Source organism: Olsenella uli, from assembly GCF_016899935.1.
GTDB lineage: Bacteria > Actinomycetota > Coriobacteriia > Coriobacteriales > Atopobiaceae > Thermophilibacter > Thermophilibacter uli_B.
Map to the genome: position 1 here is coordinate 36,847 of NZ_JACJJK010000009.1, position 23,234 is coordinate 60,080.

Genomic DNA, 23,234 nt, shown 5'->3' on the forward strand with positions numbered 1-23,234 from the left:
CTAGATTCTTTTGCGACAAGGGCGGCGATTCCTAGAACACCTTGCGACAAGGTTCCGAATTCCTAGAGCGCCCAGCGACAAGCCCCCGGATTCCTGGAGCCCCGGACGCGTGAAGCCATCGTGGAACCGGCGAGCGGTCGGTCCTTCTCGGGTAAGATGAACGGGTATGCGAATTGGCACGGCCCCCGGGGCCGTCTCATATATCTGACCGACCCACCCGAAAGGAACCACCCAGGAATGCCCAAGAAAGACATCGCGCTCAAGATCATCCCGCTGGGGGGCTTGGACGGCATCGGCAAGAACATGACCGCCTTCGAGTACGGGGACGACATGATCCTGGTCGACGCCGGCCTGATGTTCCCCGATGAGGGGCAGCCCGGCATCGACCTCATCCTGCCCGACTACACCTACGTCCTCGAGAACGAGGACAAGCTCCGCGGCATCATCATCACCCACGGCCACGAGGACCACACCGGCGCCCTGCCGTACCTGCTGCAGGACCTCACGCGCAAGGTGCCCATCTACTCGAGCAAGCTCACGCTGGGCATCATCCAGGGCAAGTTCGACGAGCACGGCATCAGGAACCCCAAGACCCGCGAGGTCAACGACGGCTCCACGATCACGCTCGGCGCCTTCACCGTGACGTTCTTCTCGATGACGCACTCGATTCCGGCGGCCTTCGGCGTCTTCATCCAGACGCCGGCGGGCACCGTCATGCACACCGGCGACTTCAAGTTCGACCAGACGCCGATTGACGGGCGCCGCCCCAACTTCCACGCCATCAACAAGTTCGGCGCGTCCGGCGTGGACCTTTTGCTCTCCGACTCCACCAACGCCACGCGCCCCGGCTTTACGCCGTCTGAGGCCTCGGTTGGCCGCGACCTGCGCCACGTCATCAAGAACGCCCCCGGGCGCGTCTTCGTGGCGGCGTTCTCGAGCCACATCCACCGCCTGCAGCAGATCTGCGACGCCTCCGTGGCCGTGGGCCGCAAGGTCGTCGTGACCGGCCGCTCGATGCTCACCAACACCCGCGTGGCACGCGAGCTCGGCTACCTCAAGATCGACGAGGAGAACATCATCGACGCCTACGACGTCGACCGCATCCCGGACGAGAAGGTCGTGGTGCTGTGCACCGGCAGCCAGGGAGAGCCTCTCTCCGCGCTCGCGCGCATGGCCACCGGCGAGCACAAGTCGCTCTCGATCCACGAGTCCGACACGGTGATCATCTCTGCCACGCCGATCCCGGGCAACGAGAAGAGCGTCCAGTCGATCATCAACGCGCTCTCCAAGATCGGCTGCGAGATCTACGACAAGTCCAAGGGCACGGTGCACGTCTCCGGCCACGCGAGCCAGGAGGAGCTCAAGCTCATGCTCGCGATGGCGCGCCCGCGCTACTTCATGCCCGTGCACGGCGAGGCCCAGCACCTGCGCGCCCACGCCGAGCTCGGCGTCCAGATGGGCGTGCCCGCGAGCCACGTCTTCGTGCTCGACAACGGCGACTCGCTCGAGATGGTCAAGCACAAGGTCCGCCGCGGCCGCGCCGTGGAGTCGGGCGTGGTCTACGTGGACGGCGGCACCGTCACCGAGGCCGACCCCGTGGTCCTGCGCGACCGCCAGAAGCTCGGCGCGGACGGCGTGATCACCGCGAGCGTCGTCGTGCGCCGCCGCTCGGTGTCCGCCGTCGAGGTATCGGGCCGGGGGCTCTCCTCCTCGGCCGACGAGCTCCTGCAGGGCGACGCCCAGGAGGTCGTGCGCGCCCAGGTGGCCAAGCTCCTCGGCTCCGGCGACGGCGCGAGCATCGACGCGCTGCGCCGCGGCGTCAGAAACTCCCTCTCGAACCTGCTCTGGAACAAGACGCACACGCGGCCGATGGTCATCCCGGTCGTCATGGAGGTCTAGTTCATGCCCGCAAAACGCACCTCAAACGCAGCAAAGAAGGGCACCCGGGGCCGCGCCCAGCAGCGGCGCGCCCCCCAGGCCGCGCCCGCCGCGACGCTGGTCGGGACCGTGCGCGGCGACATCATCGGCGTGGTCCTCGTCGTGCTCGCGGCGGCGCTGTTCGCCACGATCGTCGTCCCCTCGACGGCCGTGGTGACGAGCGCCGTCCGCGACTTTCTCGCGCTCTCCTTCGGCGTGGCCGCGCCCCTCGTGCCGGCGGCGCTGCTCGCCTTCGCCGTCACCTTCTTCATCGACGGCGACGAGGGCGTGCCCGGTCGCGTGGCGCTCGGCCTCGCCCTGATCGTGGTCGCCGTCCTCGCGATGATCTCGCTCAACCTCGTCGGGCCCGCCGAGGACCCCGAGGCCATCTTCGCCCCCGCCGCCGCGCGGCAGGCCGGCGGCTACGTGGGCGGCGCGATCGCCTACTGCCTGCTCGAGCTCGTCGGCGTGGTCGTGGGCAACATCGTGCTGGCCGGCGTCGCCGTGGCGGGCGTCGTGGTGTGCGGCTTCTCCATCTCCGGCGCCGTCTCGCGGGCGCGCGAGCGCCTCGCCGCCGCCGCGCAGAGCCACGAGGAGCGCGCCCAGGCGCGCCGCGAGCGCCGGATCATCGACGCCGCCGCCGACCAGGGTGAGCCCGGCGCGGCGGAGGCGGCGCCCTCCCTCTTCGACGACGAGGCGGCCCCCGAGGCCGCGACGTCCTTCATCGGCAACCGCAAGACGAGCGTGCTCAAGCGCGGTGCGCGCCGCCACGAGGACGTGGAGGCCACCCTGCTCGACGACGCGCAGCCCGCCACGACCGTCCTCGAGCGCCCGGCTGCGCCCGAGCGGAAGTCCGGCAGGCTCGGCGAGAAGGGCCGCGAGGCCGGGCGTGACGCCTCCTCCGGGCGCGCCAAGGCGGGCGTGCCCGCGTTTCTCGACGCCTCCCGGCGCCCCTCGGCCAAGGAGGCCTCCCCGGAGCGTCCCCCCGCCACCCTCTCGCGCCCTGGCGACGCCGACGAGTCCTACCAGCTCCCGCCGCTCTCCATCCTCCGCGAGAACCCGGACGCCGGCGCGTCCTACGCGGGCGACGCCGAGCTCAAGGCCACGGCGGAGCGCCTGCAGGGCACGCTCGAGGAGTTCGGCCTCACCTCGCGCGTGGAGGGCTGGATCGCCGGCCCCTCGGTCACCACGTTCAAGATCTCCATGGGCGAGGGCGAGCGCGTGAGCAAGATCGTCAACCTCGAGGACGACATCGCCCTCTCGCTCGCCGCCAAGTCGGTCCGCATCTTCGCGCCGATCCCGGGCACCTCGCTCGTGGGCATCGAGATCCCCAACGAGAAGCCCCAGCCGGTCTTCCTCTCGGACGTGCTCCCGTACGCCACGGGCGGCCCGCTCGACTGCGCCTTCGGGCGCGACTCCGAGGGCCGGCCGATCGTGGTGGACCTGGCGGGCCTGCCGCACCTGCTCGTGGCCGGCACCACCGGCTCGGGCAAGTCGGTGCTGCTCAACGCCATCATCATGTCCATGCTCATGCGCGCCACGCCCGAGCAGGTGCGCCTGATCATGGTGGACCCCAAGCGCGTGGAGTTCACGGGCTACGCGGGCCTGCCGCACCTCTACGTGCCGGTCGTGACCGAGCCGCGGCAGGCGGCGAGCGCCCTGCAGTGGGGCGTGACCGAGATGGAGCGGCGCCTCAAGGTCTTCGAGCACTACAAGGTCCGCGACATCAAGACCTTCAACAGGAACGTGGACGGCGAGAAGTACGCGGAGATGGACAACCCCCCCAAGCACATGCCGTACTTCGTCATCGTGATCGACGAGCTCGCCGACCTCATGATGGTCGCCGGCAAGGACGTGGAGTCCTCGATCGTGCGCATCGCGCAGCTCGGCCGCGCGGCGGGCATCCACCTGATCGTGGCCACGCAGCGCCCCTCAGCCGACGTCGTCACGGGCCTCATCCGCGCCAACATCGACAACCGCGTGGCGCTCTCGGTGGACAACTCCATCAACTCGCGCATCATCCTCGACCAGAAGGGCGCCGAGCAGCTCTTGGGCAAGGGCGACATGCTCGTCAAGCTCCGCGGCAAGAAGCCGAGGCGCGCGCAGGGCTGCTGGGTCTCCGACGAGGAGATCGAGAAGACCGTCGAGTTCATCCGGGGCCAGGTCGCCGCCGACTACCACGAGGACATCCTGACCGCCGTGGTCCCCACCACCCCGGGCGGCTCCGAGCCCGGCGGCGCCAAGGACGACGATCCGCTCGTCTGGGAGGCCGCGCGCATCGTCGTGGACTCCCAGCTCGGCTCGACCTCGGGGCTGCAGCGCGCCCTCTCGGTGGGCTACGCGCGCGCCGGCCGCATCATGGACATGCTCGAGGCCAAGGGCGTCGTCGGGCCCGCCAACGGCTCCAAGCCGCGCGACGTGCTGCTCGACAAGGACGGCCTCGAGGAGCTGAGGGCCGCCGAGGCGGCCTACGAGGGGGTCGAGTGACATGCCGCTGCCCCGTTTCAGCGAGGCCCTCGCGCTGCGCCGCAGCGAGCTCGGCCTCTCCATCGCGCAGGCCTCGCGCACGCTCAAGCTGCGCGAGGACGTGCTCGTGGCCTTCGAGCAGGGCGACTTCGACCACATGCCCCAGAGCGGCTACGCGCAGGGCATGCTCTCCAGCTACGCCCGTTACCTCGGCCTCAACGCGCGCGAGATCGTGGACCTCTTCCAGGAGGAGGTCTACCAGCACCGTCACGGCACGACCTCCCACGAGCTGCGCCGCCGGACCCGCCAGACGCAGTCGGGGCGCGGCCTCTCCGGCTACGACATGCCCAACGAGGCCGGCTCGCGCCCCAAGGCCTACGTCGAGTACCGGCCGCTGCTGCCGACCGGGGGCGGCCCCGCCGGCGACCTCGGCGACTTTGCCACCACGGCGATGGTGCGCCCGAGGGGGTCCGTGCCCCTGGCTGGCACCGGCACCGGTTCGGCGGGGTTGACCGGCGCCGGCGCGTATGGCTCCTACGGCCCGCGCCCGTACGAGCGGCCCAACAACGCCCCCTCCGCGCACGAGCGCCCGTCCTCGAGCACGGCCCGGCGCCGGCCCCCCGCCTCGCGGCGCCGTCGCGAGGACCAGGCGGGCCGGCTGCTGAGCGAGCGCCAGTACCGCTCCTCCTCCGGGAGCGATGAGCGCTCCTCGGCCCGGACCGGCAGGCTCTACCTGCACGACGACGTGAGCACCCGCCGCGTCCGCGAGGGCGAGTACACCGACGACCTCCGGCTCGACGAGCGCCCGCGCCCCTACGCTTCGGCAGCGACCGCCTCGGGCCGGCGCTCCTCCCGCAACATCGCCAGCGTGGAGCGCCCCAACGTGAGGCGCCGCCCCGCGCGCGGCCGCTCCGGCGGCTCCTCCCGCCCTCCCCGGCGCGGCGGGGTCGTGGCGCAGTTCCTCTCCGATCCGCGCCGCGCGCTCTTCGCCCTGATCGTCCTTCTCGCCGTGGTCCTCACCGCGATCCTGCTCTTCTCGGTGAGCTCGTGCGTCGGCGGCCACAACCAGGCCGACGAGCCGGCCCAGGTGGTCCCCGTCGACGGCGCGGGCGCCTCCGACGCGGACGAGCCGGCGGCGACCGACGAGCCGGACGCGACGGACGACGCGCAGGCGGACGAGCCCGAGCCCGACGCGACGGACGTGGGCGACGACAAGGACGCCGACGCTGACGCCGATGCCGACGCGGACGCCGAGCCCGAGGAGACCGTCGTCGAGGTGAGCATCGAGAGCGGCTCGGTCTCCTGGGTGGAGATCACCTGCGACGGCACGAGCGAGGTCGCGGACAGCGTGACGGGGCCGTGGCGCCAGAGCTACACCGTCCACGACTCGATCACGATCCAGGTCGCCAACCCCGACGTGGTCACCGTGACCAAGAACGGCGAGCGCGTCCAGCTCTCCCCGCGCGCGGGCGGGCTCGGCTCGGTCACGATCGAGGGGACGCCCCTGCCCGACGACGCGGACGCCGACGCGACCGACGGCGGGACGACGGACGGCGGAGACGCCGACGCCGCCACCGAGCAGTAGACCCATCACGACGCGGGCCGCGCGCCCGGGAAAGGCAGACCATGGCCAAGGAATCAAGCTTCGACGTCGTCTCGACGGTCGACATGCAGGAGGTGGACAACGCCTGCCAGCAGGCCGCCCGCGAGCTCTCGCAGCGCTACGACCTCAAGGGGACGGGCGCCACGCTCGAGCTCTCCAAGAAGGAGGGCGTCCTCAAGATCTCCGCGCCCTCGGAGTTCGTGGCGTCCCAGGTGCGCGACATCCTGGGCTCCAAGCTCGTGAAGCGCGGCGTGGACCTCACGGCCGTGCGCTGGGCGGACCCGGTCGCAGCCTCGGGCATGACCGTGCGCCAGACGGGCACCGTGATCCAGGGGATCGACCAGGACACCGCCAAGAAGATCGCCAAGGACGTCCGCGACCTTAAGCTCAAGGCCAAGGCCACGGTCGAGGGCGACAAGCTCCGCGTGAGCTCGGCCTCCAAAGACGTGCTGCAGACCGTGATCGGCGAGCTGCGCCAGCGCGACTACGGCCAGCCGCTCCAGTTCGTCAACTACCGCTAGCGAGGGGGTCCCGTGCGCTTTCTCATCGTCACGCTCGGCTGCGCCAAGAACGAGGTGGACTCCGACCGCATGCGGGCCCTGCTGCTCGCGGACGGCTTCGAGGAGACGCCCGAGGCGGGCGAGGCCGACGTCGCCATCGTCAACACGTGCTCGTTTCTCGCCTCGGCGACCGAGGAGTCGGTCGAGGCCACACTCGAGCTCGCCGAGGAGCGCGCCGAGGGGGTGCGCGCCTGCCCGATCGTGATGTGCGGCTGCGTGCCGTCGCGCTACGGCGACGCGCTCGCCGCCGAGCTCCCCGAGGTCGCCGCCTTCGTGCGCGCCGAGGACGAGGACGGCATCGTCGGTGTGGTCCGCGCGGTGCTCGGGCTCTCCGCGGGCGAGAAGGACGCGCTCCCCGAGACCCTGCGGACGGTCGAGGGCACGAGCGCCTTCGTCAAGATCTCCGAGGGCTGCGACCGCTTCTGCACCTTCTGCGCGATCCCCTACATCCGCGGCCGCTACCACTCCCGCCCGGCCGAGGAGGTCGTCTCCGAGGTCCGCGCGCTCATGGCCGGCGGCGTGCGCGAGGTCGTGCTCATCGGCCAGGACACGGGCGTCTGGGGGTGCGACCTCGGCGAGGGGGAGACGCTCGCCGCGCTCCTGCGGCGCGTGGCGGAGGCCGTGCGTCCCTACGGCGGCTGGGTGCGCGTGCTCTACCTGCAGCCCGAGGGCATGACCGACGAGCTCATCGCCACCATCCGGGATGTCCCCGAGGTGCTGCCCTACATCGACATCCCCATCCAGCACTGCTCCGCGCGCGTGCTCAGGGCCATGGGCCGCTCCGGCTCGCCCGAGGAGCTGCGCGCGCTCTTCTCGCGCCTGCGCACGGAGATTCCCGGCATGGTGCTGCGCACGACCGGCATGGCGGGCTTTCCCGGCGAGACGGACGAGGAGGCCGACGAGCTCTACGACTTCATCGCCGCGGAGGGCTTCGACTACTGCTCCGTCTTCGCGTACTCGCAGGAGGAGGGAACCGCTGCGGCGCGCATGGACGGCCAGGTGGACGAGGCCGTCAAGCTCGAGCGCACGCAGCGCCTGATCGACCTCACCGAGCAGCTGGGCTTTGCCGCCACGGCGGCGCACGTGGGCGAGCGCGTCCGCGTGATCGTGGACGGCGTGGAGGAGGGCGCGGACGGCCCCGAGCTCATCGGCCACGCGTGGTTCCAGGCGCCGGACTCCGACGGCGCCGTCCACATCCCGTATGGGGAGGCCACGGTCGGCGACGTCGTGACCGTCGACCTCGTGGACGCGTTCTGCTACGAGCTCGTCGGCGAGCTCGTGGAAGGGGGCGAGTGACATGGCGGGCGATAAGGGCGTCTGGACCCCGGCCAACGTCGTGACCTGCGTGAGGATCGCGTTCATCCCGGTGTTCATGGTCGTGGCGGCCCTCGCGGACGGCCCGGCCGAGCCGGCGCTCGCCGTGGCGGCGTTTCTCGTCTACCTCACGCTCTCGCTCACGGACAAGGTCGACGGCTACCTCGCCCGCTCCCGCGACGAGATCACGGACTTCGGGAAGTTCCTCGACCCGATCGCGGACAAGCTTCTCGTCTTCTCCGCCCTCCTGCTGCTGCTCGATCGCGGCGAGGTGGGCGTGGGGGTCGTCTTCGTCATCCTCGTGCGAGAGTTCCTCGTGAGCGCCCTGCGCATGGTCGCCGGCGCGAACGGCCAGGTCATCGCCGCCGACGGGCTCGGCAAGGCCAAGACGGCGGTCACGATGGTGTCGCTGTGCGGCTACTACCTCGCCTACGCGCTGCTCGCGACGGGGCTCCAGGGGCTCGGGGGCATGGTCGACCTCGTCGCCCGCGCGCTCATGGTGGCCGCCGTCGTGCTCACGGTGGTCTCGGGCGTCCAGTACTTCTGGAACGCGCGCCACGTCGTCTTCGGGGAGTGAGCGCATGGCGGACCGCACGATCTTTAGCGACGATGCTGGGCTCTATGACGAGTGCGCCGCGCTTCTCGCCCGCGCCCGCGGGCGTGGCCTCACGCTCGGGTGCGCCGAGTCGTGCACGGGCGGGCTCGTGAGCGGCTGCCTCACCGCCGTCCCCGGCTCCTCCGACGTCGTGCGCGGTGGGGTCGTGAGCTACGCGATTCCGGTCAAGCACGCCGTGCTCGGCGTGACGTCGGACGTGCTCGACGACCCCGCGCTCGGCGCCGTGTCCTCCGAGTGCGCCGCTCAGATGGCCGAGGGCGCCCGGCGCGTCCTCGGCTGCGACGTGGCGGTCTCCGTGACCGGCATCGCCGGACCCGGGGGAGCGGAGCCCGGAAAGCCCGTCGGCACCGTCTGGATGGGCGTGTGCGCGCCCGCCGGCTCGCTCACGCGCCGCTTCGAGTTCCCGGGGGACCGCGCCGAGGTCCGGCACCAGGCGGTCCGCGCCGCAGTGGGCCTGTTGGGGACGGCCGTCATGGAGATGTCGTGAGGCTCCGCTGAGCCCCGTTGCGCTCGTCCGGTCTCGCCGGGTCCTCGGCCTGCTGTCCTCCGGGCCGGGTCGGCCAGCCGCGAGCCCGCCGAGAGCTATGCGGCAGCCAGGCGAGAGGCCCGTGTTAGCGCCCCCGGCTACGCTTGTCCCACGTCGGTTGACGTAGAACGGTTGTTCGTATACCATGGCGACGTATCGCGAGCAAGGGAGTGAGCATGGCCAAGAGCAAGGGCATCACCAAGGAGATCAAGCCGCGCACCACCGGCGAGGAGCGTGACAAGGTCCTTAAGTCCACCACCGATGAGATCGAGAAGAAGTTCGGCAAGGGCGCCATCATGCGCTTCGGCGACGACGGCCCGAGCCTCGAGGTCGAGGCGATCCCGACCGGCTCGATCGCGCTGGACGCGGCGCTCGGCATCGGGGGCGTCCCGCGCGGGCGCATCGTGGAGATCTACGGCCCCGAGTCCTCGGGTAAGACCACGCTCTCGCTCGAGATCCTGGCGGAGGCCCAGGCCATGGGCGGCGTCGTCGCGTTCATCGACGCCGAGCACGCGCTCGACCCGGGCTATGCCGCCCGCATCGGCGTGGACATCGACGAGGTGCTCATCTCCCAGCCGGACACCGGCGAGCAGGCGCTCGAGATCTGCGACATGCTCGTGCGCTCCGGCGCCATCGACGTCGTGGTCGTGGACTCGGTGGCGGCGCTCACCCCCCGCGCGGAGATCGAGGGGGAGATCGGCGACTCCACGGTGGGCCTGCAGGCCCGCCTCATGAGCCAGGCGCTGCGCAAGCTCGCGGGCTCGCTCTCCAAGTCCAACACCACCTGCATCTTCATCAACCAGCTGCGCGAGAAGATCGGCGTGATGTTCGGCAACCCCGAGACCACGCCCGGCGGCCGCGCGCTCAAGTTCTTCTCGTCCGTGCGCATGGACATCCGCCGCATCGACTCCATCAAGAACAAGGACGAGGTCATCGGCAACCGCGTGCGCGTGAAGGTCGTCAAGAACAAGGTCGCCCCGCCCTTCAAGCAGGCCGAGTTCGACATCATGTACGGCAAGGGCATCTCCAAGGAGGGCTCGATCCTGGACATGGCCGTCGACTACGAGATCGTCAACAAGTCGGGCGCCTGGTACACCTACGAGGGCGAGCGGCTCGGGCAGGGACGCGAGGCGGCCAAGGAGTTCCTGTCCTCCAACCCCGACCTCATGGACGAGATCGACCACAAGGTCCGCGTCGCCTGCGGGCTGGAGCTCGGCGACGAGCGCGTCGGCGAGGTCACCGACCTCGCCCCCGAGGACGCCGCTTCGGACGCCCTCTCGTGAGCGAGCCCTCGTTCGCGTGGTCCGTCGAGCTTCCCGCTCGCGGCGCGCGCCCGTCGGGCGGGAGGGCTCCCCGCGCGCAGCTGAGCGTGTCCTCGACGAGCCACGGAGACGAGCGGATCGTTGTGCCCGTCGCCGTGGGGAGGGCGCTCGACCGGCTGTCCCGCGAGGAGGCCGTGCCCGACAGCAGGGCCGAGCTGCTCTTCCGGCTGGGGGAGCTCTCGCGCCGGTGCGCCCACGCTCGCATGGAGGACCTGGTGGGCAGGCGTGACTACTCCTCGCGCGAGCTCACCGAGCGCCTGCTGCGCGACGGCTACGCGCGCTCGGTCGTCGAGGAGATCGTCGCGCGCGCGGTCGAGGTGGGGATCGTCGACGACGCCCGCTACGGCGCCGCGTTCGCCCGCTCGAAGGCGCTCGCCGGGTGGGGGAGGGTCAAGATCGAGCGCGAGCTCTCCCGTCGCGGCGTCGAGCCGACGGAGGTGCCCGGCTGGCCCGAGGAGTTCCTCTCCGCCGACGACGAGCGCGAGCGCGCCCTTGCGCTCGCCTCGCGTCGCCGCCTCACCGGCAAGAACGACTACCAGAAGCTCGTGCGCTTCCTTTGCGGTCGCGGTTTCGCGATTCCGCTCGCCACCTCCGTCGCCCGCGAGGTCCTCGAGGGGGTGGGCGAGTAGCGCCGCAGTCGAGGCGTGCCTCTCGGCAGGGGGGGTGACGGGATGGACGACGAGCCCCAGGCCGTTTCCGATCTTCTCGAGGACTGGCGCGAGGACGCCTCGCACAGGGTCGTCGACCTGGTCTTCGTGCGGGGCAAGTCATACCGCGCCCGCGTGAGACGCGCCGTCGGACCGCGCGCGGCGAAGGCGGTCCACCGGGGAATCGTTCGCATGCTCGGGCATCGCAGCGGCACGTCCTACGAGGACCTGTATGTCTACGACCTGAGGGACGGCCCCCTCATCGGAAGCACAGTCACCGCGCGGGTCCCCAAACGGGTCGAGTTCACCGACGGGCTGCGGGTGGCGACGTCGTTCGCGGTGAAGGGAGGGGCCGAGGTCGTCATCGTCCACAACCATCCGGGCAGCATGCCCCCGTCCGCCCCAGACATCCTGAGCCTTGAGGCGACCGGTGCCAAACGCGGCGTCATCGCCTGCCACGACGGCAGCCTGTACGTCTTCGAGATCGTCGGCGAACCTGCTCCGGGGTATACTATCGACAATGACAGGGTCGACCGAATCCAGGAGCTCTGGGGAGCGGATGAAGCCAGGTTGCTCCGGGCTTTTAGGGATGAGCTGGGGGTGCACATTGAGCATATTCGCTGAGGCCCTGAAGGCCTCGAGGCGCATGAGAGCGTACGACGATGACTGCAACCCCCTCGCGGAGTATCTGAGAACGTGTTCCTCCTATGACAGCGACCTCTGGCGGAAAGAGGCTCTTCTCGTCGAGAAGATGACTCCCGAGCACGGCATGAAGCCCGACTTCGACGAGATTTGCGAGCGCGTGATCATGGAGCGCTTCGCTGACGAGGAGGCTTCTCGCGTGACCTGCGCCGCGTGATTTTCGCCGGCCGCTCACCTGCGGCTCGTTTGACAAGGAGCTTACATCGGGGCTAGGATATGAATGCTCGTGGAGCGCATTCTCTCGCTGGTCCGCCAGCTGCCGATTCTGTTCTCTGTAGGTCACGTTAGCTGCCATAGCCGCTCGCGCGGCAAGCGTCATGACTGCACCTCCACGGCGGGTTCCGTCGCGCGATCGCGCACGGTCTCCTGAACCAACGTGCGAATGACTTTGAGGAGCAGACATGACAGATCCCATTACCATCGTGGTGGGGGCCGTGTGCCTCGTGGTGGGCGCCGCCCTCGTGTACTTCCTGCTGGCCGGCAAGGCCGGCTCCAAGCTCCGTGACGCCGAGGCGCAGCTCGACTCCGCGCGCAGCGAGGCTGACCGCATCACGCAGGAGGCCGCGCGCCAGGCCGAGAACGCCAAGAAGGAGGCCGTCCTCGAGGCCAAGGAGGAGATCCTCCAACTCAAGCAGAACTCCGAGGCCGAGGAGAAGAAGCGCAAGGGCGAGCTCCAGACGCTCGAGAACCGCATCATGCAGCGCGAGGAGTCCCTCGACCACAGAAACGACGCCCTCGACCGCCGCGAGCACCAGCTCTCGAGCCTCCAGGGCCAGCTCGACCGTCGCAAGAGCGACCTCGACGAGCTCGTGGAGCGCCAGTCCAGCGAGCTCGAGCGCATCGCCGGGCTCTCGACCGAGGAGGCCCACGACGAGCTGCTCGCCCGCGTCCGCGCCGACTCCGTGCGCGAGGAGGCCCAGATCCTGAGGGAGGCCGAGCAGCGCGTCCGCGCCCAGGCGGACAAGACCGCGCGCGAGATCGTCTCGACCGCCATCCAGCGCTGCGCCGCCGACCAGGCCGGCGAGATTACGGTGACCTCGGTCCACATCCCCTCCGACGACCTCAAGGGCCGCATCATCGGCCGCGAGGGGCGCAACATCCGCACCTTCGAGCAGGTCTCCGGCGTCTCCCTCGTCATCGACGACACGCCCGAGACCGTCGTGCTCTCGAGCTTCGACCCGGTGCGCCGCGAGACCGCCCGCGTCGCGCTCGAGAACCTCATCGCCGACGGCCGCATCCATCCCGCGCGCATCGAGGAGCTCTACAAGAAGGCCGAGGCCCTCGTCGCCGAGCGCGTCCGCGAGGCCGGCGAGCAGGCCGCCTTCGACGCCGGCATCCACGACCTGCACCCCGAGCTCGTGAAGACCCTCGGGGCACTCCGCTACCGCACCTCCTTCGGTCAGAACGTCCTCTCGCACTCCGTCCAGGTCTCCGCGCTCTGCGGCATCATGGCCTCCGAGCTCGGCCTTGACGAGGCGCCCGCCAAGCGCGCGGGACTCCTCCACGACCTCGGCAAGGCGATCGACCACGAGGTCGAGGGCCCGCACGCGGTGATCGGCGCCGACCTGGCCCGCCGCTACGGCGAGCGTCCCGAGATCGTCCACGCCATCGAGGCGCACCACGCCGACGTCGACCCCGACACGGTCCTCGACGTCCTCGTCCAGGCCGCCGACGCCATCTCCGCCGCCCGCCCGGGCGCCCGTCGCGAGTCCGCCGAGAACTACATCAAGCGCCTCGAGAAGCTCGAGGCGATCTCCAACGCCCACGACGGCGTCGAGCGCACCTACGCGATGCAGGCCGGCCGCGAGCTCCACGTCATGGTCGAGCCCGAGAAGATCTCCGACGCCCAGGCCGCGGTCCTCGCCCACGACATCGCCAAGCAGATCGAGGACGAGATGGAGTACCCCGGTCAGGTGCGCGTCGTGGTGATCCGCGAGTCCCGCGCCGTCGACGTCGCCAAGTAGGCGTCGTGTCGGGCGCGTCCGGCGGCCTCGCCGACTTCGTCTCCTTCCTGGGGGGAGACCGGGCCCTGCGCGTCGAGGAGAGCCTCGGCGAGGGGTTCGTGCGCCTGCGCGTCGCCGAGGCCGAGCGCCGTCAGGCCAAGCATGACGTCCGCTGCGTCGAGGACGCGGTCATGGAGATGCTGCGCAACGCCCGAGACGCCGGCGCCCGGCACATCTACGTCGCCACGACGCGCGAGGGCGACCTGCGCACCACCACCATGCTCGACGACGGATCCGGCATCCCGGAGGACATGCACGAGCGCGTCTTCGAGGCGCGCGTCACCTCCAAGCTCGAGACGGTCCACATGGACCGCTGGGGCATCCACGGCCGCGGCATGGCGCTCTTCTCGATACGCGAGAACGCCGTCAGCGCGGAGGTCGTCTCCTCGGCGCCCGGCAAGGGGACGGCGCTGCGCGTCGTGACCGACGTGAACGCCCTTCCCGAGCGCGCGGACCAGTCCAGCTGGCCGGCGGTGGGCACCGACGAGGACGGCCGCGAGACCTGTGTCCGCGGCCCGCACAACATCGTCCGGACGTGCTGCGAGTTCGCCCTGGAGGAGCGCGGGACCTGCGAGGTCTACCTCGGCTCCCCGGCCGAGGTGGTCGCCACGGCCCGCGCCCGCGCGCCGCGCTCCGTGGACGGCTCCGACCTGCTCTTCATGGACTCCCTCGACGAGCTGCCCGTCGTGGAGCGCCTGCGCGCCGCGGCGGATGCGCGCGAGCTCAGGGACCAGGCCGCCGCGCTCGGTCTGGAGATGTCCGAGCGCACCGCGCATCGGATCGTCTCGGGCCAGATCCGCCCGCTGCGGGGCGTCGCCGCGCGCCTCACGCGCAGCGGGGATGTCGACTGCGCGTCCGCCGGCGAGCGCGAGGTCGACCTCGAGCGCGACCGGCGCGGCCTCAGGATCGCCCCCGCCGACGCCGAGGAGTTCTCCCGCCTCATGGAGCGCGACTTCTCTATGATCGCGGACCGCTACTACCTCACCCTCTCCGCCGCGCCGCGCGTGCGGGTCTCGGGACACCGCCTCACCGTCACCTTCGACCTCGCGCCGTCCGACTAGCGCGCTTCTCATGCCGTCCGCCAACCAGTAGAATCAAGGTCTGTCGCACACACGAACCTGACACGTCGCACCGTCACACCAGGAGACTCACCCATGGACTATCTGAAGGTTTCGAGCAAGTCCTCGCCGGCGTCCGTCGCGGGCGCCATCGCGGGGCTCGTCAAGGACGGCGTGCCCGTCAACATGCAGTGTGTCGGCGCCGGGGCCGTGAACCAGGCGATCAAGGCCGTCGCCATCGCGCGCGGCTTCCTCATCCCCACCGGCGTCGACATCTCCTGCGCGCCGACCTTCTCCGACGTGGAGATCGGCGGGGAGAGCCGCACGGCCATCAGGATCGCCGTCTACGTGCACCGCGTCACCGCGCCGTCCGCCGTCGCGGCGGCCACGGCGCCCGAGAGGGCTGAGGCCTGATGGAACACCCGCGCGAGCTCGTAGGCAAGACCTACTACGTCAGGACCTTCGGCTGCCAGATGAACCTGCACGACTCCGAGCGCGTCGCTGGCGTGCTCGACGAGTGCGGCTGCATCTGCGTGGACGACCCGGACGGCGCCGACATCGTCGTCTTCATGACCTGCTGCGTCCGCGAGAAGGCCGACCAGCACCTCTACGGCCAGGCCTCGGCCATGGTCAGCGCGCCCACGCCCCCCTCGGGCCGGCGCGTCGTGGCCATCGGCGGCTGCATCGCCCAGCGCGACGGCGAGAAGATCCGCGAGCACGTGGCCTGCGCCGACGTGGTCTTCGGCACGAGCGCCATCTCGAGCCTGCCCTCCCTGCTTGCCGACGCCTTCGCGGGCGACGGGTCGCGGGCGGAGGTCGACACCGTCGAGGAGGGGAGGTCCTTCTCGACCGACCTGCCGAGCCACCGCGCGACGGCCTTCCATGCCTGGGTCCCCATCATGACGGGCTGCAACAACTTCTGCACCTACTGCATCGTCCCGTACGTGCGCGGCCGCGAGAAGAGCCGCACCATGGAGAGCGTCGTCGCCGAGGTCGAGCGGCTCGTGGCCGACGGCGTGCGCGAGGTCACCCTGCTCGGCCAGAACGTCAACTCCTACGGGCGCAACATCTACGGCGAGCCGCGCTTCGCCGAGCTGCTGCGCTGCGTGGCCGCGACGGGCGTCGAGCGCATCCGGTTCACCTCCTCCAACCCCAAGGACCTGGGCGACGACGTCATCCGCGCGATGGCGGAGCTCGATGCCGTCATGCCGCACCTCCACCTCGCCGTGCAGAGCGGCTCCACGCGCGTCCTCAAGGCCATGAATCGCAGGTACACGCGCGAGGAGTACCTCGAGCTCGTCGGCCGCCTCCGCGCCGCGATGCCCGAGCTGGCTCTCTCCACCGACATCATCGTCGGCTTCCCCGGGGAGACCGAGGAGGACTTCCTCGACACGCTCTCCCTCGTGCGCGAGGCCGCCTTCTCATCGGCGTTCACCTTCATCTACTCGCGCCGCCCCGGCACGCCGGCCGCCGAGATGCCCGACGATACGCCGCGAGAGGTCATCCAGGGGCGCTTCGACCGTCTCGCCGACCTCGTGGCCGAGCAGGCGCACACGGCGAACCAGGAGGACCTCGGCCGCCTCGTGAGCGTGCTCGTCGAGGGGGCCTCCAAGCGCGACGCGAGCATCCTCGTCGGGCACAGCGAGAAGAACCGGACCGTGCACTTCTCGCTCCCGGAGGGGCGCTCCGCCGACGACCTCGTCGGCTCCATCGTCGACGTCCGCGTCGAGCAGGCGCGCACCTGGTATCTGCGCGGCTCGGTCGAGGGCGACCCGCGATGAGCGGGCGCGGCGCGGTCGTCTGCGTCGTCGGGCCCACCGCCTCGGGCAAGAGCGCTCTCGCCGACCTGGTCGCCGAGCGGCTCGGAAGCCCGGTCGTCTCGGTCGACGCGATGCAGGTCTATCGCGGCATGGACGTCGGGACCGCCAAGACGCCGCCTGCGGAGCGCCGCGCGGAGCTGCTCATGGTCGACGTCGCCGACCCGCTCGAGGACTACTCGGTCCGTCTCTTCCAGCGCGACGCGCGCGCTTGCATCGACGCCGCGCTCGGGGAGGGCCGGGTGCCGGTCCTCTGCGGCGGCACGGGCCTCTATCTCAACGCCGTCATCGACGAGATGGAGTTTCCGGCCGGCGAGAAGGGCGGCGCCTCGCGCGAGCGCTACGAGCGCATCGCGCGGGAGCGCGGCGCCGAGGCCCTGCACGCGCTCCTGGCGGAGCGCGACCCCGAGAGTGCGGCGCTCGTCCACGCCAACAACGTCCGCCGCGTCGTGCGCGCGCTCGAGATGCTTGACGAGGGCGTCTCCTACGCCCGCCATCACGAGGGGCTCCATGCGCGCGCCCCGCACTACGATGCGCGCCTGTGGGGACTCACGATGTCCCGCGAGCGCCTCTACGCGCGCATCGACGCCCGCGTGGACGACATGATGGCGCAGGGGCTCCTCGACGAGGTGCGCGCCCTCGCGGCGCGCGGCCTGACGAGGGAGCTCAGCGCCGGTCAGGCCATCGGCTACAAGGAGCTGCTCGCCGCGCTCGACGGCGAGACGAGCGTCGACGAGGCGGTCGAGCTCATCAAGCGCCGGTCGCGCCGCTACGCGAAGCGCCAGCTCTCGTGGTTCCGCCATGACGGGCGCGTCTGCTGGATCGACCTGGACGAGACGAGCGTCGGCGAGGCGGCCCGTCTCGTCGTCGGTGACGCGGGGGAGGCGACGCGTGGGACGCTTTAGGCCGCTCTCGACCGCGCCCGTCCCCGAGCGCGCGATCCTCGTGGGAGTCGACCTGGGACGCTCGGAGTGGGGCTGCGAGGAGTCGCTCGCCGAGCTCGGCCGCCTCGCGCAGACCGACGGCGCCGAGGTGGTTCTCACGATGACGCAGCGGCTCGACGCGCCCGTCCCCAAGACCTTCATCGGCAAGGGCAAGGTCGAGGAGCTCGTCTCGGCCGTCCGGGCCCTCGATGCCGACGTCGTCATCTTCGACGACGAGCTCACGCCCTCCCAGCAGGCGAACCTCGAGCGCGCGGTGGGGGAGCCCGTCAAGATCATCGACCGCACGGCACTCATCCTGGACATCTTCGGCGTGCACGCCAAGACGCACGAGGGGCGCCTCCAGGTCCAGCTCGCCCAGCTCCAGTACGTGCTCCCGCGCCTGCGCGGCATGTGGAGCCACCTCGTGGGCGAGCAGACGCGCGGCGGCATCGGCAGCCGCTTCGGGCAGGGCGAGAGCCAGCTCGAGGTCGACCGCCGTCTCGTCCGGGCGCGCATCTCCACGCTGCGCCGCGAGCTGGAGCGGCTCGAGCGCCGTCGCGGCGTGCAGAGCAAGGCCCGGTGGGACTCGGGGGTCTACCGCGTCGCGCTCGTGGGCTACACCAACGCCGGCAAGTCCACGCTGCTCAACCGCCTGACCGGGTCGGACGTGTACGTGCGCGACGAGCTGTTCGCCACGCTCGACCCCACGACCCGCGCGCTCGACCTCGAGGAGGGCCGTCGGGTCACGCTCACCGACACGGTCGGCTTCATCCAGAAGCTCCCGACCACGCTCGTGGAGTCCTTCAAGTCGACGCTCGCCGAGGTGCGCGCGGCCGACCTCGTCCTGCTCGTCGTGGACGCGTCCGACCCGCATCGCGAGCTGGAGATCTCCGCCGTGCGCTCCGTCCTCGAGGAGATCGGCGCGCACGAGATCCGCTGCGTCGAGGTCCTCAACAAGTGCGATCTGCTCGACGAGGAGGCCCTACGCGCCGCCCAGGCCGCGCACCCCGACGCCCAGGTCGTCTCCGCCCTGGAGGGAAGCGGCCTGCGCGGGCTCCTCTACCGCATCGCCCGCGAGGCGAGCGCGGGCAGCGTGGCGCTGACGGTACTCGTGCCCTACGAGAAGGGCCTGCTCATGAAGATGGTCCACGAGCGCTGCCAGGTCATGCGGGAGCGCTACGTCCAGGAGGGGCTTCTCGCGACCGTGCGCGCCGACGCGCGCATGGCCTCGACGCTCGCGCCCTACGTGGTGGGCGAGAACGAGGAGGGCTAGAGCGTCCCGAGGAGGACGCAGAGGCCGAGTATGACGGGCTGGTGGATCACGTAGACGGCCAGCGCGTGGCGCCCGACGAAGTTGAGGGGCGCGACATGGGCCGCGCGGGCCCAGGCGGGGTAGCCGCGCCGTGCCCAGTGGGCGCCCATTGCGGCCCCGGCGAGATAGATGAGCAGGTAGGGGAGCAGGGGATAGTAGTCCCCCGAGGCGAAGCCGGCGTCCGGGAGGCCGAGCCAGGAGAGCCAGGGCGTCTCGTAGAGCCCGTGCGGGAGCTCCACGGAGAGCGGCCCGAGGCCAACCGTGCCGTCGGAGAGGCCCTGGAGGGCGAGAAACCCGACGAGGAGGACGGCCGCCGCGAGCGGGCCGCGCGGCAGGAGGCCGAGGCGGTCGAGCGCCCAGGCGACGAGCGTGCAGGCCGCCATGCAGTAGATGATGCCGAACGAGATGGGGGTGTCCACCGCAGCCACGGTGGTGACGAGCCAGATGGCCAGGGCGACGGCGCCGTACTGGGCCGCGCGCCGCAGGTTGCTGCGGGAGAGCGGGCACATGCAGCCGGCTATGAAGAGGAACGTCCAGGAGATGCTGCAGCGCCAGACGTCCTGCAGGGGAGGCGCGAACCATGACAGGTCCGCGCCCACGATGAAGCGCAGGTCGTAGCAGAGGTGGAACAGCACCATCGAGATGACCGAGAAGCCCCGGACGGCGTCGAAGATGCCGATGCGCCCGACAGGGGGCGCGGGTGCATCGGAGCCGGTTGCGGGTGCGGCCCCCGTCGTCATGAGACGGAGCGGATGAGCGCGGTGACGCGCCCGAGGATCACGGGGTTCTCGACGTAGATGGGGTCCATCGTGTCGTTCTCGGGCTGCAGGCGCACGCGGTCCTTCTCGCGGTAGAAGGTCTTGACGGTGGCGGAGTCGTCGATGAGGGCGACGACGATCTCCCCGTCATGGGCGTCGTGCTGCTCCTTGACGACGATGTAGTCCCCGTCGAAGATCCCGGCGTTGATCATGGACTCCCCGCGCACGCGCAGGATGAAGGAGCTGGAGTCCCCGACGATGGAGGTGGGCAGGGCGAGCGTCTCCTCGACGTTCTGCTCCGCCAGGATGGGCACCCCGGCGGCCACGCGCCCCACGAGCGGCAGGCGGATCACGTTGTCATCGAGCTCCTGGGACACGCCGGCGAGCCTCTCGCCGGAGTCGCCCTCCTGCTTGCCCATGACCTCGATCGTGCGGGGCTTCTTGGAGTCGCGCTTGATGAGGCCCTGCTCCTCGAGGACCTTGAGGTGCATGTGGACCGTGGAGGGGGAGGCGAGCCCGACGGCGGCGCCGATCTCCCTCACCGAGGGCGGGTAGCCGTGCTCGTCCGAGTAGGCGCGGATGAAGTCGTAGATCGCGAGCTGACGCTTGCCGAGTTTGCCCCTTGCCATGGCTGCCTCCTTCTCTCTTTTCTGCATCATACACCTGTTCGGATCATGACGCAAACATTTGTTCCGAATTCCTCTTGACACGAACAGACGTACCGTCATACTGAGGTACAGATGTTCGTGTGCGTGCAATTTGTGTCCGGTGCCCCCGGTATAACGGACCCAGCACGCAAGCGAAAGGGGACTCACACATGACACGCAGCAGCTACGCAGCACCCTGTTTTGACGGAACCGCCGCGCTCAAGGAGCGCACGCGACCCAGCCTCGTGCTCATCGAGGGCGGTCGCGGCGCCGCCGACGCGCTGGCCGCGCGCCCGCTCTCCCTGCGCCAGTCGCTCCTCTTCGTGCTGCTCGGGGTCCTTCTCGTCGGCGCCCTGTGCGCGGCCTCGGCCCTCGTCGACGACTGGTCGCGCGCCTCCGTTGCGGCCTCGATCGACGACCTTCCCGAGCGGGAGCTCGTCGCGCGTGACGGGGACTCGCTCTGGTCGATCGCCGAGTCCGTCGACGTGCCCGGCGTCGCCACCTCCGATGTCGTGAGCTGGATCTCCGAGCGCAACGGCCTTTCGGACGCCCTGCTGCTGTCCGGGCAGCGCCTCGTCGTCCCGGGCGATGCCGTCACGGGCTAGGAGCTCTTTCCAGTTGGTTTCGGGTCGCGGCCCGATCGCCAAATTTGTGCGTTTTGTGATAACGTTTCCTCTGCTGTCGGTAGAGGAGGTTCGATGCGCTGTCCCAGATGCGGCTGCGAGGAGTCGAAGGTCGTCGACTCGCGCCCCTCGGAGAACAACGATGCGATTCGTCGCCGCAGGGAGTGCTCTGGCTGCGGCTTCCGGTTCACGACGTACGAGCGGTGCGAGGAGATGCCCATCGTCGTCGTGAAGCGCGACGGCCACAAGGAGCCGTTCGACCGCCAGAAGCTCATGCGCGGCCTGCTGACGGCGACCGTCAAGCGCGACCTGCCGGTCTCGACGCTCTCCGCGCTCATCGACGACATCGAGGCGAGTCTGCGCGACTCGGGAACGATGGAGGTCTCCTCCGTCGACCTGGGGAGCATGGTCCTGAAGCGGCTCATCTCCGTCGACAAGGTCGCCTACGTGCGCTTTGCCTCCGTCTACCGCGACTTCAAGGACGTCGACGAGTTCAGCGAGGAGCTGAGGAGCCTCAATGACTGAAGACACGGTCTCCCTTCCCATCAAGCGGCTCGACCCGAGCGTCGAGCTCCCGAGCTACGCCTATGCCGGCGACGCGGGGCTGGACCTCAGGGCCAACGAGGACGTCACCCTCGCCCCGCACGAGCGCCGTCTCGTCTCCACGGGCCTCGCCGTGGCCATTCCCGAGGGCTACGCCGGCTTCGTGCAGCCGCGCAGCGGCCTCGCCCTGCGCGAGGGCCTCTCCATGGCCAACACGCCCGGCCTCGTGGACTCCCACTACCGGGGCGAGCTCAAGGTCTGCGCCGTCAACCTCGACGACGCCCGGCCCATCCACATCGAGCGCGGCGAGCGGATTGCCCAGCTCGTCATCCAGCGCGTTCCCGTGGTCGAGCTCGTGGAGGTCGACGAGCTCGACGAGACGGACCGCGGCTCCGGCGGCTTCGGCTCGAGCGGCGTCTGATCGGCTCTTCGCCGCGGCCCAAGCCACCGCGGCATCGCATAGAGGAGCGCCAGTGTACGTACCTACAGAAAGGAATGGCTTTCTCATGGAACAGTTCTTCAAGACGAAGGAGAGGGGTTCGAGCGTCGGTCAGGAGCTCCGTGCTGGCCTGACCACGTTCCTCGCGATGGCGTACATCATCGCGGTGAACCCGTCGCTGCTCGTGGAGGCAGGCATCCCGGCGTCCGCCGCCATCACCTCCACCTGCTTGGGCGCCGGCGTCATGACCATCCTCATGGGCCTCTTCTCCAACCGCCCGCTCGCTTGCGCGTCCGGTATGGGCATCAACGCGATCTTTGCCTTCACCCTCACCGCCGTGGCGGGTGGCGACTGGCACGCCGCGAGCGCCGTCGTCTTCGTCGAGGGCATCGCGATCCTCATCCTCGTTCTCTGCGGCCTGCGTGAGGCCATCATGGACGCCATCCCAGTCTCGCTGCGTCACGCCATCTCCGTCGGCCTTGGACTCTTCATCGCCATGATCGGCCTCAAGGACGGCGGCATCATCGTTCCCGACGAGTCCACAATGGTCGCCCTTGGTGACGTCTTCAGCCCCACATTCATTGTCGGGCTGATCTCCATCGTTGCCACCATCGTGCTCTATGCGATGCACGTCAAGGGCGCCCTGCTGCTCGGCATCGTCGTCTCGGTCATCTGCGGCATCCCTCTCGGCGTCACCACACTGCCCTCTGGCATCGTCTCCGGTCTCGACTTCTCCTCCTTCGGGGCCCCCTTCCTCACTGATGAGGCGGGCGTAATGGGCATCGCCAAGGTTGTGACGAACCCGACGCTGCTCGTGCTCGCGTTCTCCCTCATGATGTCCGACTTCTTTGACACCATGGGCACCGCGATGGCCGTCGCGAAGCAGGGCGAGTTCCTCGAGGAGGACGGACGCGTCAAGGACATCAAACAGATTCTCGTCGTCGACTCCGCCGCCGCTGCGGTGGGCGGCGTCCTCGGCGCCTCCTCGATCACCACCTTCGTCGAGTCTGCCTCCGGAGCCGCTGACGGCGGCCGTACCGGCCTCACCTCCATCTTCGCCGGTCTCCTCTTCATTGTCGCTGCGTTCTTCTCGCCGCTTATCTCCATGGTGAACGAGGCAACTACCTGCGGAGCACTCGTGTTCGTTGGCTTCCTCATGATGACCGACGTCGCCGACATCGACTGGACCGACCTGCTCGAGGGTCTTCCCGCCTTCTTCATCGTGGCCGGCGTGCCCTTCACCTACTCGATCTCCAACGGCATCGGCTTCGGCTTCATCGCCTACGTGATTGTGGCTGCCGTGACCGGTCAGCTCAAGAAGGTCAAGCCGCTCATGTGGGTCGCGTTCCTCGCCTTCGTCGTGTACTTCCTCGTGGTCTAGCGCGAGTCCTTGGCCCGGACGTCTCATGTCCGGGCCTTTTCTATCCGTAGCCCCTAC

At 70.0% G+C, this 23,234-nt stretch carries 23 protein-coding genes; 21 read left to right on the top strand and 2 right to left on the bottom strand.

Annotated elements, in window-relative coordinates; all coding sequences use genetic code 11:
• Window positions 1-237: 237 nt before the first annotated feature.
• From H6A07_RS08400 to hflX, 17 genes are all read left to right on the top strand, one after another.
• The gene (locus tag H6A07_RS08400; protein ID WP_204814476.1) at window positions 238-1,899 is read left to right on the top strand and encodes a ribonuclease J; all 1,662 of its coding nucleotides are present in this window, start codon (window positions 238-240) and stop codon (window positions 1,897-1,899) included.
• 3 nt (window positions 1,900-1,902) lie between these two features.
• Window positions 1,903-4,404 (top strand): FtsK/SpoIIIE family DNA translocase, encoded by a 2,502-nt coding sequence (locus H6A07_RS08405; RefSeq protein WP_204814477.1) that lies wholly within the window; start codon window positions 1,903-1,905, stop codon window positions 4,402-4,404.
• Between the two features lies 1 nt (window position 4,405).
• Entirely contained in the window at window positions 4,406-5,968 is a 1,563-nt protein-coding gene (locus H6A07_RS08410; RefSeq protein ID WP_204814478.1) for a helix-turn-helix domain-containing protein, read from the top strand.
• Between the two features lie 41 nt (window positions 5,969-6,009).
• Window positions 6,010-6,507: a YajQ family cyclic di-GMP-binding protein gene (locus tag H6A07_RS08415; RefSeq protein WP_204814479.1), complete on the top strand. Its 498-nt coding sequence runs from the start codon at window positions 6,010-6,012 to the stop codon at window positions 6,505-6,507.
• A gap of 69 nt (window positions 6,508-6,576) precedes the next feature.
• Window positions 6,577-7,842 carry a 30S ribosomal protein S12 methylthiotransferase RimO gene (gene rimO / locus H6A07_RS08420; RefSeq protein ID WP_239471185.1) on the top strand — a complete coding sequence of 422 codons (1,266 nt, stop codon included), beginning with the start codon at window positions 6,577-6,579 and terminating at the stop codon, window positions 7,840-7,842.
• Between the two features lies 1 nt (window position 7,843).
• Window positions 7,844-8,437 carry a CDP-diacylglycerol--glycerol-3-phosphate 3-phosphatidyltransferase gene (pgsA, locus tag H6A07_RS08425; protein WP_204814481.1) on the top strand — a complete coding sequence of 198 codons (594 nt, stop codon included), beginning with the start codon at window positions 7,844-7,846 and terminating at the stop codon, window positions 8,435-8,437.
• A gap of 4 nt (window positions 8,438-8,441) precedes the next feature.
• Window positions 8,442-8,963, top strand: a complete 522-nt coding sequence (locus H6A07_RS08430; RefSeq protein ID WP_204814482.1) for a CinA family protein — start codon at window positions 8,442-8,444, stop codon at window positions 8,961-8,963.
• A 215-nt stretch (window positions 8,964-9,178) separates the two neighbouring features.
• The gene (recA, locus tag H6A07_RS08435) at window positions 9,179-10,285 is read left to right on the top strand and encodes a recombinase RecA (protein WP_204814483.1); all 1,107 of its coding nucleotides are present in this window, start codon (window positions 9,179-9,181) and stop codon (window positions 10,283-10,285) included.
• On the top strand, window positions 10,282-10,953 hold the full coding sequence (locus tag H6A07_RS10390; RefSeq protein WP_204814484.1) for a RecX family transcriptional regulator: 672 nt from the start codon (window positions 10,282-10,284) through the stop codon (window positions 10,951-10,953). Before recA ends, H6A07_RS10390 begins: the two co-directional genes overlap by 4 nt.
• 42 nt (window positions 10,954-10,995) lie before the next feature.
• On the top strand, window positions 10,996-11,595 hold the full coding sequence (locus H6A07_RS08445) for a hypothetical protein (protein WP_204814485.1): 600 nt from the start codon (window positions 10,996-10,998) through the stop codon (window positions 11,593-11,595).
• A gap of 22 nt (window positions 11,596-11,617) precedes the next feature.
• Window positions 11,618-11,830, top strand: a complete 213-nt coding sequence (locus H6A07_RS08450; protein ID WP_204814544.1) for a hypothetical protein — start codon at window positions 11,618-11,620, stop codon at window positions 11,828-11,830.
• A 244-nt stretch (window positions 11,831-12,074) separates the two neighbouring features.
• Window positions 12,075-13,637: a ribonuclease Y gene (gene rny / locus H6A07_RS08455; protein ID WP_204814486.1), complete on the top strand. Its 1,563-nt coding sequence runs from the start codon at window positions 12,075-12,077 to the stop codon at window positions 13,635-13,637.
• A gap of 5 nt (window positions 13,638-13,642) precedes the next feature.
• Complete coding sequence (locus H6A07_RS08460; protein WP_204814487.1) at window positions 13,643-14,737, top strand: ATP-binding protein; 1,095 nt, start codon at window positions 13,643-13,645, stop codon at window positions 14,735-14,737.
• Between the two features lie 93 nt (window positions 14,738-14,830).
• Complete coding sequence (locus H6A07_RS08465; protein ID WP_204814488.1) at window positions 14,831-15,148, top strand: stage V sporulation protein S; 318 nt, start codon at window positions 14,831-14,833, stop codon at window positions 15,146-15,148.
• Window positions 15,148-16,515: a tRNA (N6-isopentenyl adenosine(37)-C2)-methylthiotransferase MiaB gene (gene miaB / locus H6A07_RS08470; protein ID WP_204814489.1), complete on the top strand. Its 1,368-nt coding sequence runs from the start codon at window positions 15,148-15,150 to the stop codon at window positions 16,513-16,515. Before H6A07_RS08465 ends, miaB begins: the two co-directional genes overlap by 1 nt.
• Window positions 16,512-17,456, top strand: a complete 945-nt coding sequence (miaA, locus tag H6A07_RS08475) for a tRNA (adenosine(37)-N6)-dimethylallyltransferase MiaA (RefSeq protein WP_204814490.1) — start codon at window positions 16,512-16,514, stop codon at window positions 17,454-17,456. The genes miaB and miaA overlap by 4 nt, the downstream gene beginning before the upstream one ends.
• Entirely contained in the window at window positions 17,443-18,747 is a 1,305-nt protein-coding gene (gene hflX / locus H6A07_RS08480; protein ID WP_204814491.1) for a GTPase HflX, read from the top strand. Before miaA ends, hflX begins: the two co-directional genes overlap by 14 nt.
• On the opposite strand, the gene H6A07_RS08485 is transcribed toward hflX, so the two are convergent.
• Together H6A07_RS08485 and lexA are read right to left on the bottom strand one after the other, a co-directional pair.
• A complete protein-coding gene (locus tag H6A07_RS08485; protein WP_239471174.1) occupies window positions 18,744-19,526 on the bottom strand; it encodes a heparan-alpha-glucosaminide N-acetyltransferase in 783 nt (260 codons plus the stop codon). The two genes, hflX and H6A07_RS08485, sit on opposite strands and share 4 nt — an antisense overlap.
• Entirely contained in the window at window positions 19,523-20,173 is a 651-nt protein-coding gene (lexA, locus tag H6A07_RS08490) for a transcriptional repressor LexA (RefSeq protein ID WP_204814492.1), read from the bottom strand. The genes H6A07_RS08485 and lexA overlap by 4 nt, the downstream gene beginning before the upstream one ends.
• Before the next feature lie 188 nt (window positions 20,174-20,361).
• On the opposite strand from lexA, the gene H6A07_RS08495 reads away from it, so the two are divergent.
• From H6A07_RS08495 to H6A07_RS08510, 4 genes are all read left to right on the top strand, one after another.
• Entirely contained in the window at window positions 20,362-20,796 is a 435-nt protein-coding gene (locus tag H6A07_RS08495) for a LysM peptidoglycan-binding domain-containing protein (RefSeq protein WP_204814493.1), read from the top strand.
• Between the two features lie 93 nt (window positions 20,797-20,889).
• Window positions 20,890-21,339, top strand: coding sequence for a transcriptional regulator NrdR (gene nrdR, locus H6A07_RS08500; RefSeq protein WP_204814494.1), 450 nt, complete (start codon window positions 20,890-20,892; stop codon window positions 21,337-21,339).
• A complete protein-coding gene (gene dut, locus H6A07_RS08505) occupies window positions 21,332-21,778 on the top strand; it encodes a dUTP diphosphatase (RefSeq protein WP_204814495.1) in 447 nt (148 codons plus the stop codon). The genes nrdR and dut overlap by 8 nt, the downstream gene beginning before the upstream one ends.
• 85 nt (window positions 21,779-21,863) lie before the next feature.
• Entirely contained in the window at window positions 21,864-23,177 is a 1,314-nt protein-coding gene (locus H6A07_RS08510) for an NCS2 family permease (protein ID WP_204814496.1), read from the top strand.
• Window positions 23,178-23,234 lie beyond the last annotated feature (57 nt).

Excerpts from the sequence above, each read along its gene's own strand:
- H6A07_RS08400 (WP_204814476.1), top strand. The coding sequence starts at position 238 with ATGCCCAAGAAAGACATCGCGCTCAAGATCATCCCGCTGGGGGGCTTG.
- H6A07_RS08405 (WP_204814477.1), top strand. The coding sequence starts at position 1,903 with ATGCCCGCAAAACGCACCTCAAACGCAGCAAAGAAGGGCACCCGGGGC.
- H6A07_RS08410 (WP_204814478.1), top strand. The coding sequence starts at position 4,406 with ATGCCGCTGCCCCGTTTCAGCGAGGCCCTCGCGCTGCGCCGCAGCGAG.
- H6A07_RS08415 (WP_204814479.1), top strand. The coding sequence starts at position 6,010 with ATGGCCAAGGAATCAAGCTTCGACGTCGTCTCGACGGTCGACATGCAG.
- rimO (WP_239471185.1), top strand. The coding sequence starts at position 6,577 with ATGCGGGCCCTGCTGCTCGCGGACGGCTTCGAGGAGACGCCCGAGGCG.
- pgsA (WP_204814481.1), top strand. The coding sequence starts at position 7,844 with ATGGCGGGCGATAAGGGCGTCTGGACCCCGGCCAACGTCGTGACCTGC.
- H6A07_RS08430 (WP_204814482.1), top strand. The coding sequence starts at position 8,442 with ATGGCGGACCGCACGATCTTTAGCGACGATGCTGGGCTCTATGACGAG.
- recA (WP_204814483.1), top strand. The coding sequence starts at position 9,179 with ATGGCCAAGAGCAAGGGCATCACCAAGGAGATCAAGCCGCGCACCACC.
- H6A07_RS08445 (WP_204814485.1), top strand. The coding sequence starts at position 10,996 with ATGGACGACGAGCCCCAGGCCGTTTCCGATCTTCTCGAGGACTGGCGC.
- H6A07_RS08450 (WP_204814544.1), top strand. The coding sequence starts at position 11,618 with ATGAGAGCGTACGACGATGACTGCAACCCCCTCGCGGAGTATCTGAGA.
- rny (WP_204814486.1), top strand. The coding sequence starts at position 12,075 with ATGACAGATCCCATTACCATCGTGGTGGGGGCCGTGTGCCTCGTGGTG.
- H6A07_RS08465 (WP_204814488.1), top strand. The coding sequence starts at position 14,831 with ATGGACTATCTGAAGGTTTCGAGCAAGTCCTCGCCGGCGTCCGTCGCG.
- miaB (WP_204814489.1), top strand. The coding sequence starts at position 15,148 with ATGGAACACCCGCGCGAGCTCGTAGGCAAGACCTACTACGTCAGGACC.
- miaA (WP_204814490.1), top strand. The coding sequence starts at position 16,512 with ATGAGCGGGCGCGGCGCGGTCGTCTGCGTCGTCGGGCCCACCGCCTCG.
- H6A07_RS08485 (WP_239471174.1), bottom strand. The coding sequence starts at position 19,526 with ATGACGACGGGGGCCGCACCCGCAACCGGCTCCGATGCACCCGCGCCC.
- lexA (WP_204814492.1), bottom strand. The coding sequence starts at position 20,173 with ATGGCAAGGGGCAAACTCGGCAAGCGTCAGCTCGCGATCTACGACTTC.
- H6A07_RS08495 (WP_204814493.1), top strand. The coding sequence starts at position 20,362 with ATGACACGCAGCAGCTACGCAGCACCCTGTTTTGACGGAACCGCCGCG.
- nrdR (WP_204814494.1), top strand. The coding sequence starts at position 20,890 with ATGCGCTGTCCCAGATGCGGCTGCGAGGAGTCGAAGGTCGTCGACTCG.
- dut (WP_204814495.1), top strand. The coding sequence starts at position 21,332 with ATGACTGAAGACACGGTCTCCCTTCCCATCAAGCGGCTCGACCCGAGC.
- H6A07_RS08510 (WP_204814496.1), top strand. The coding sequence starts at position 21,864 with ATGGAACAGTTCTTCAAGACGAAGGAGAGGGGTTCGAGCGTCGGTCAG.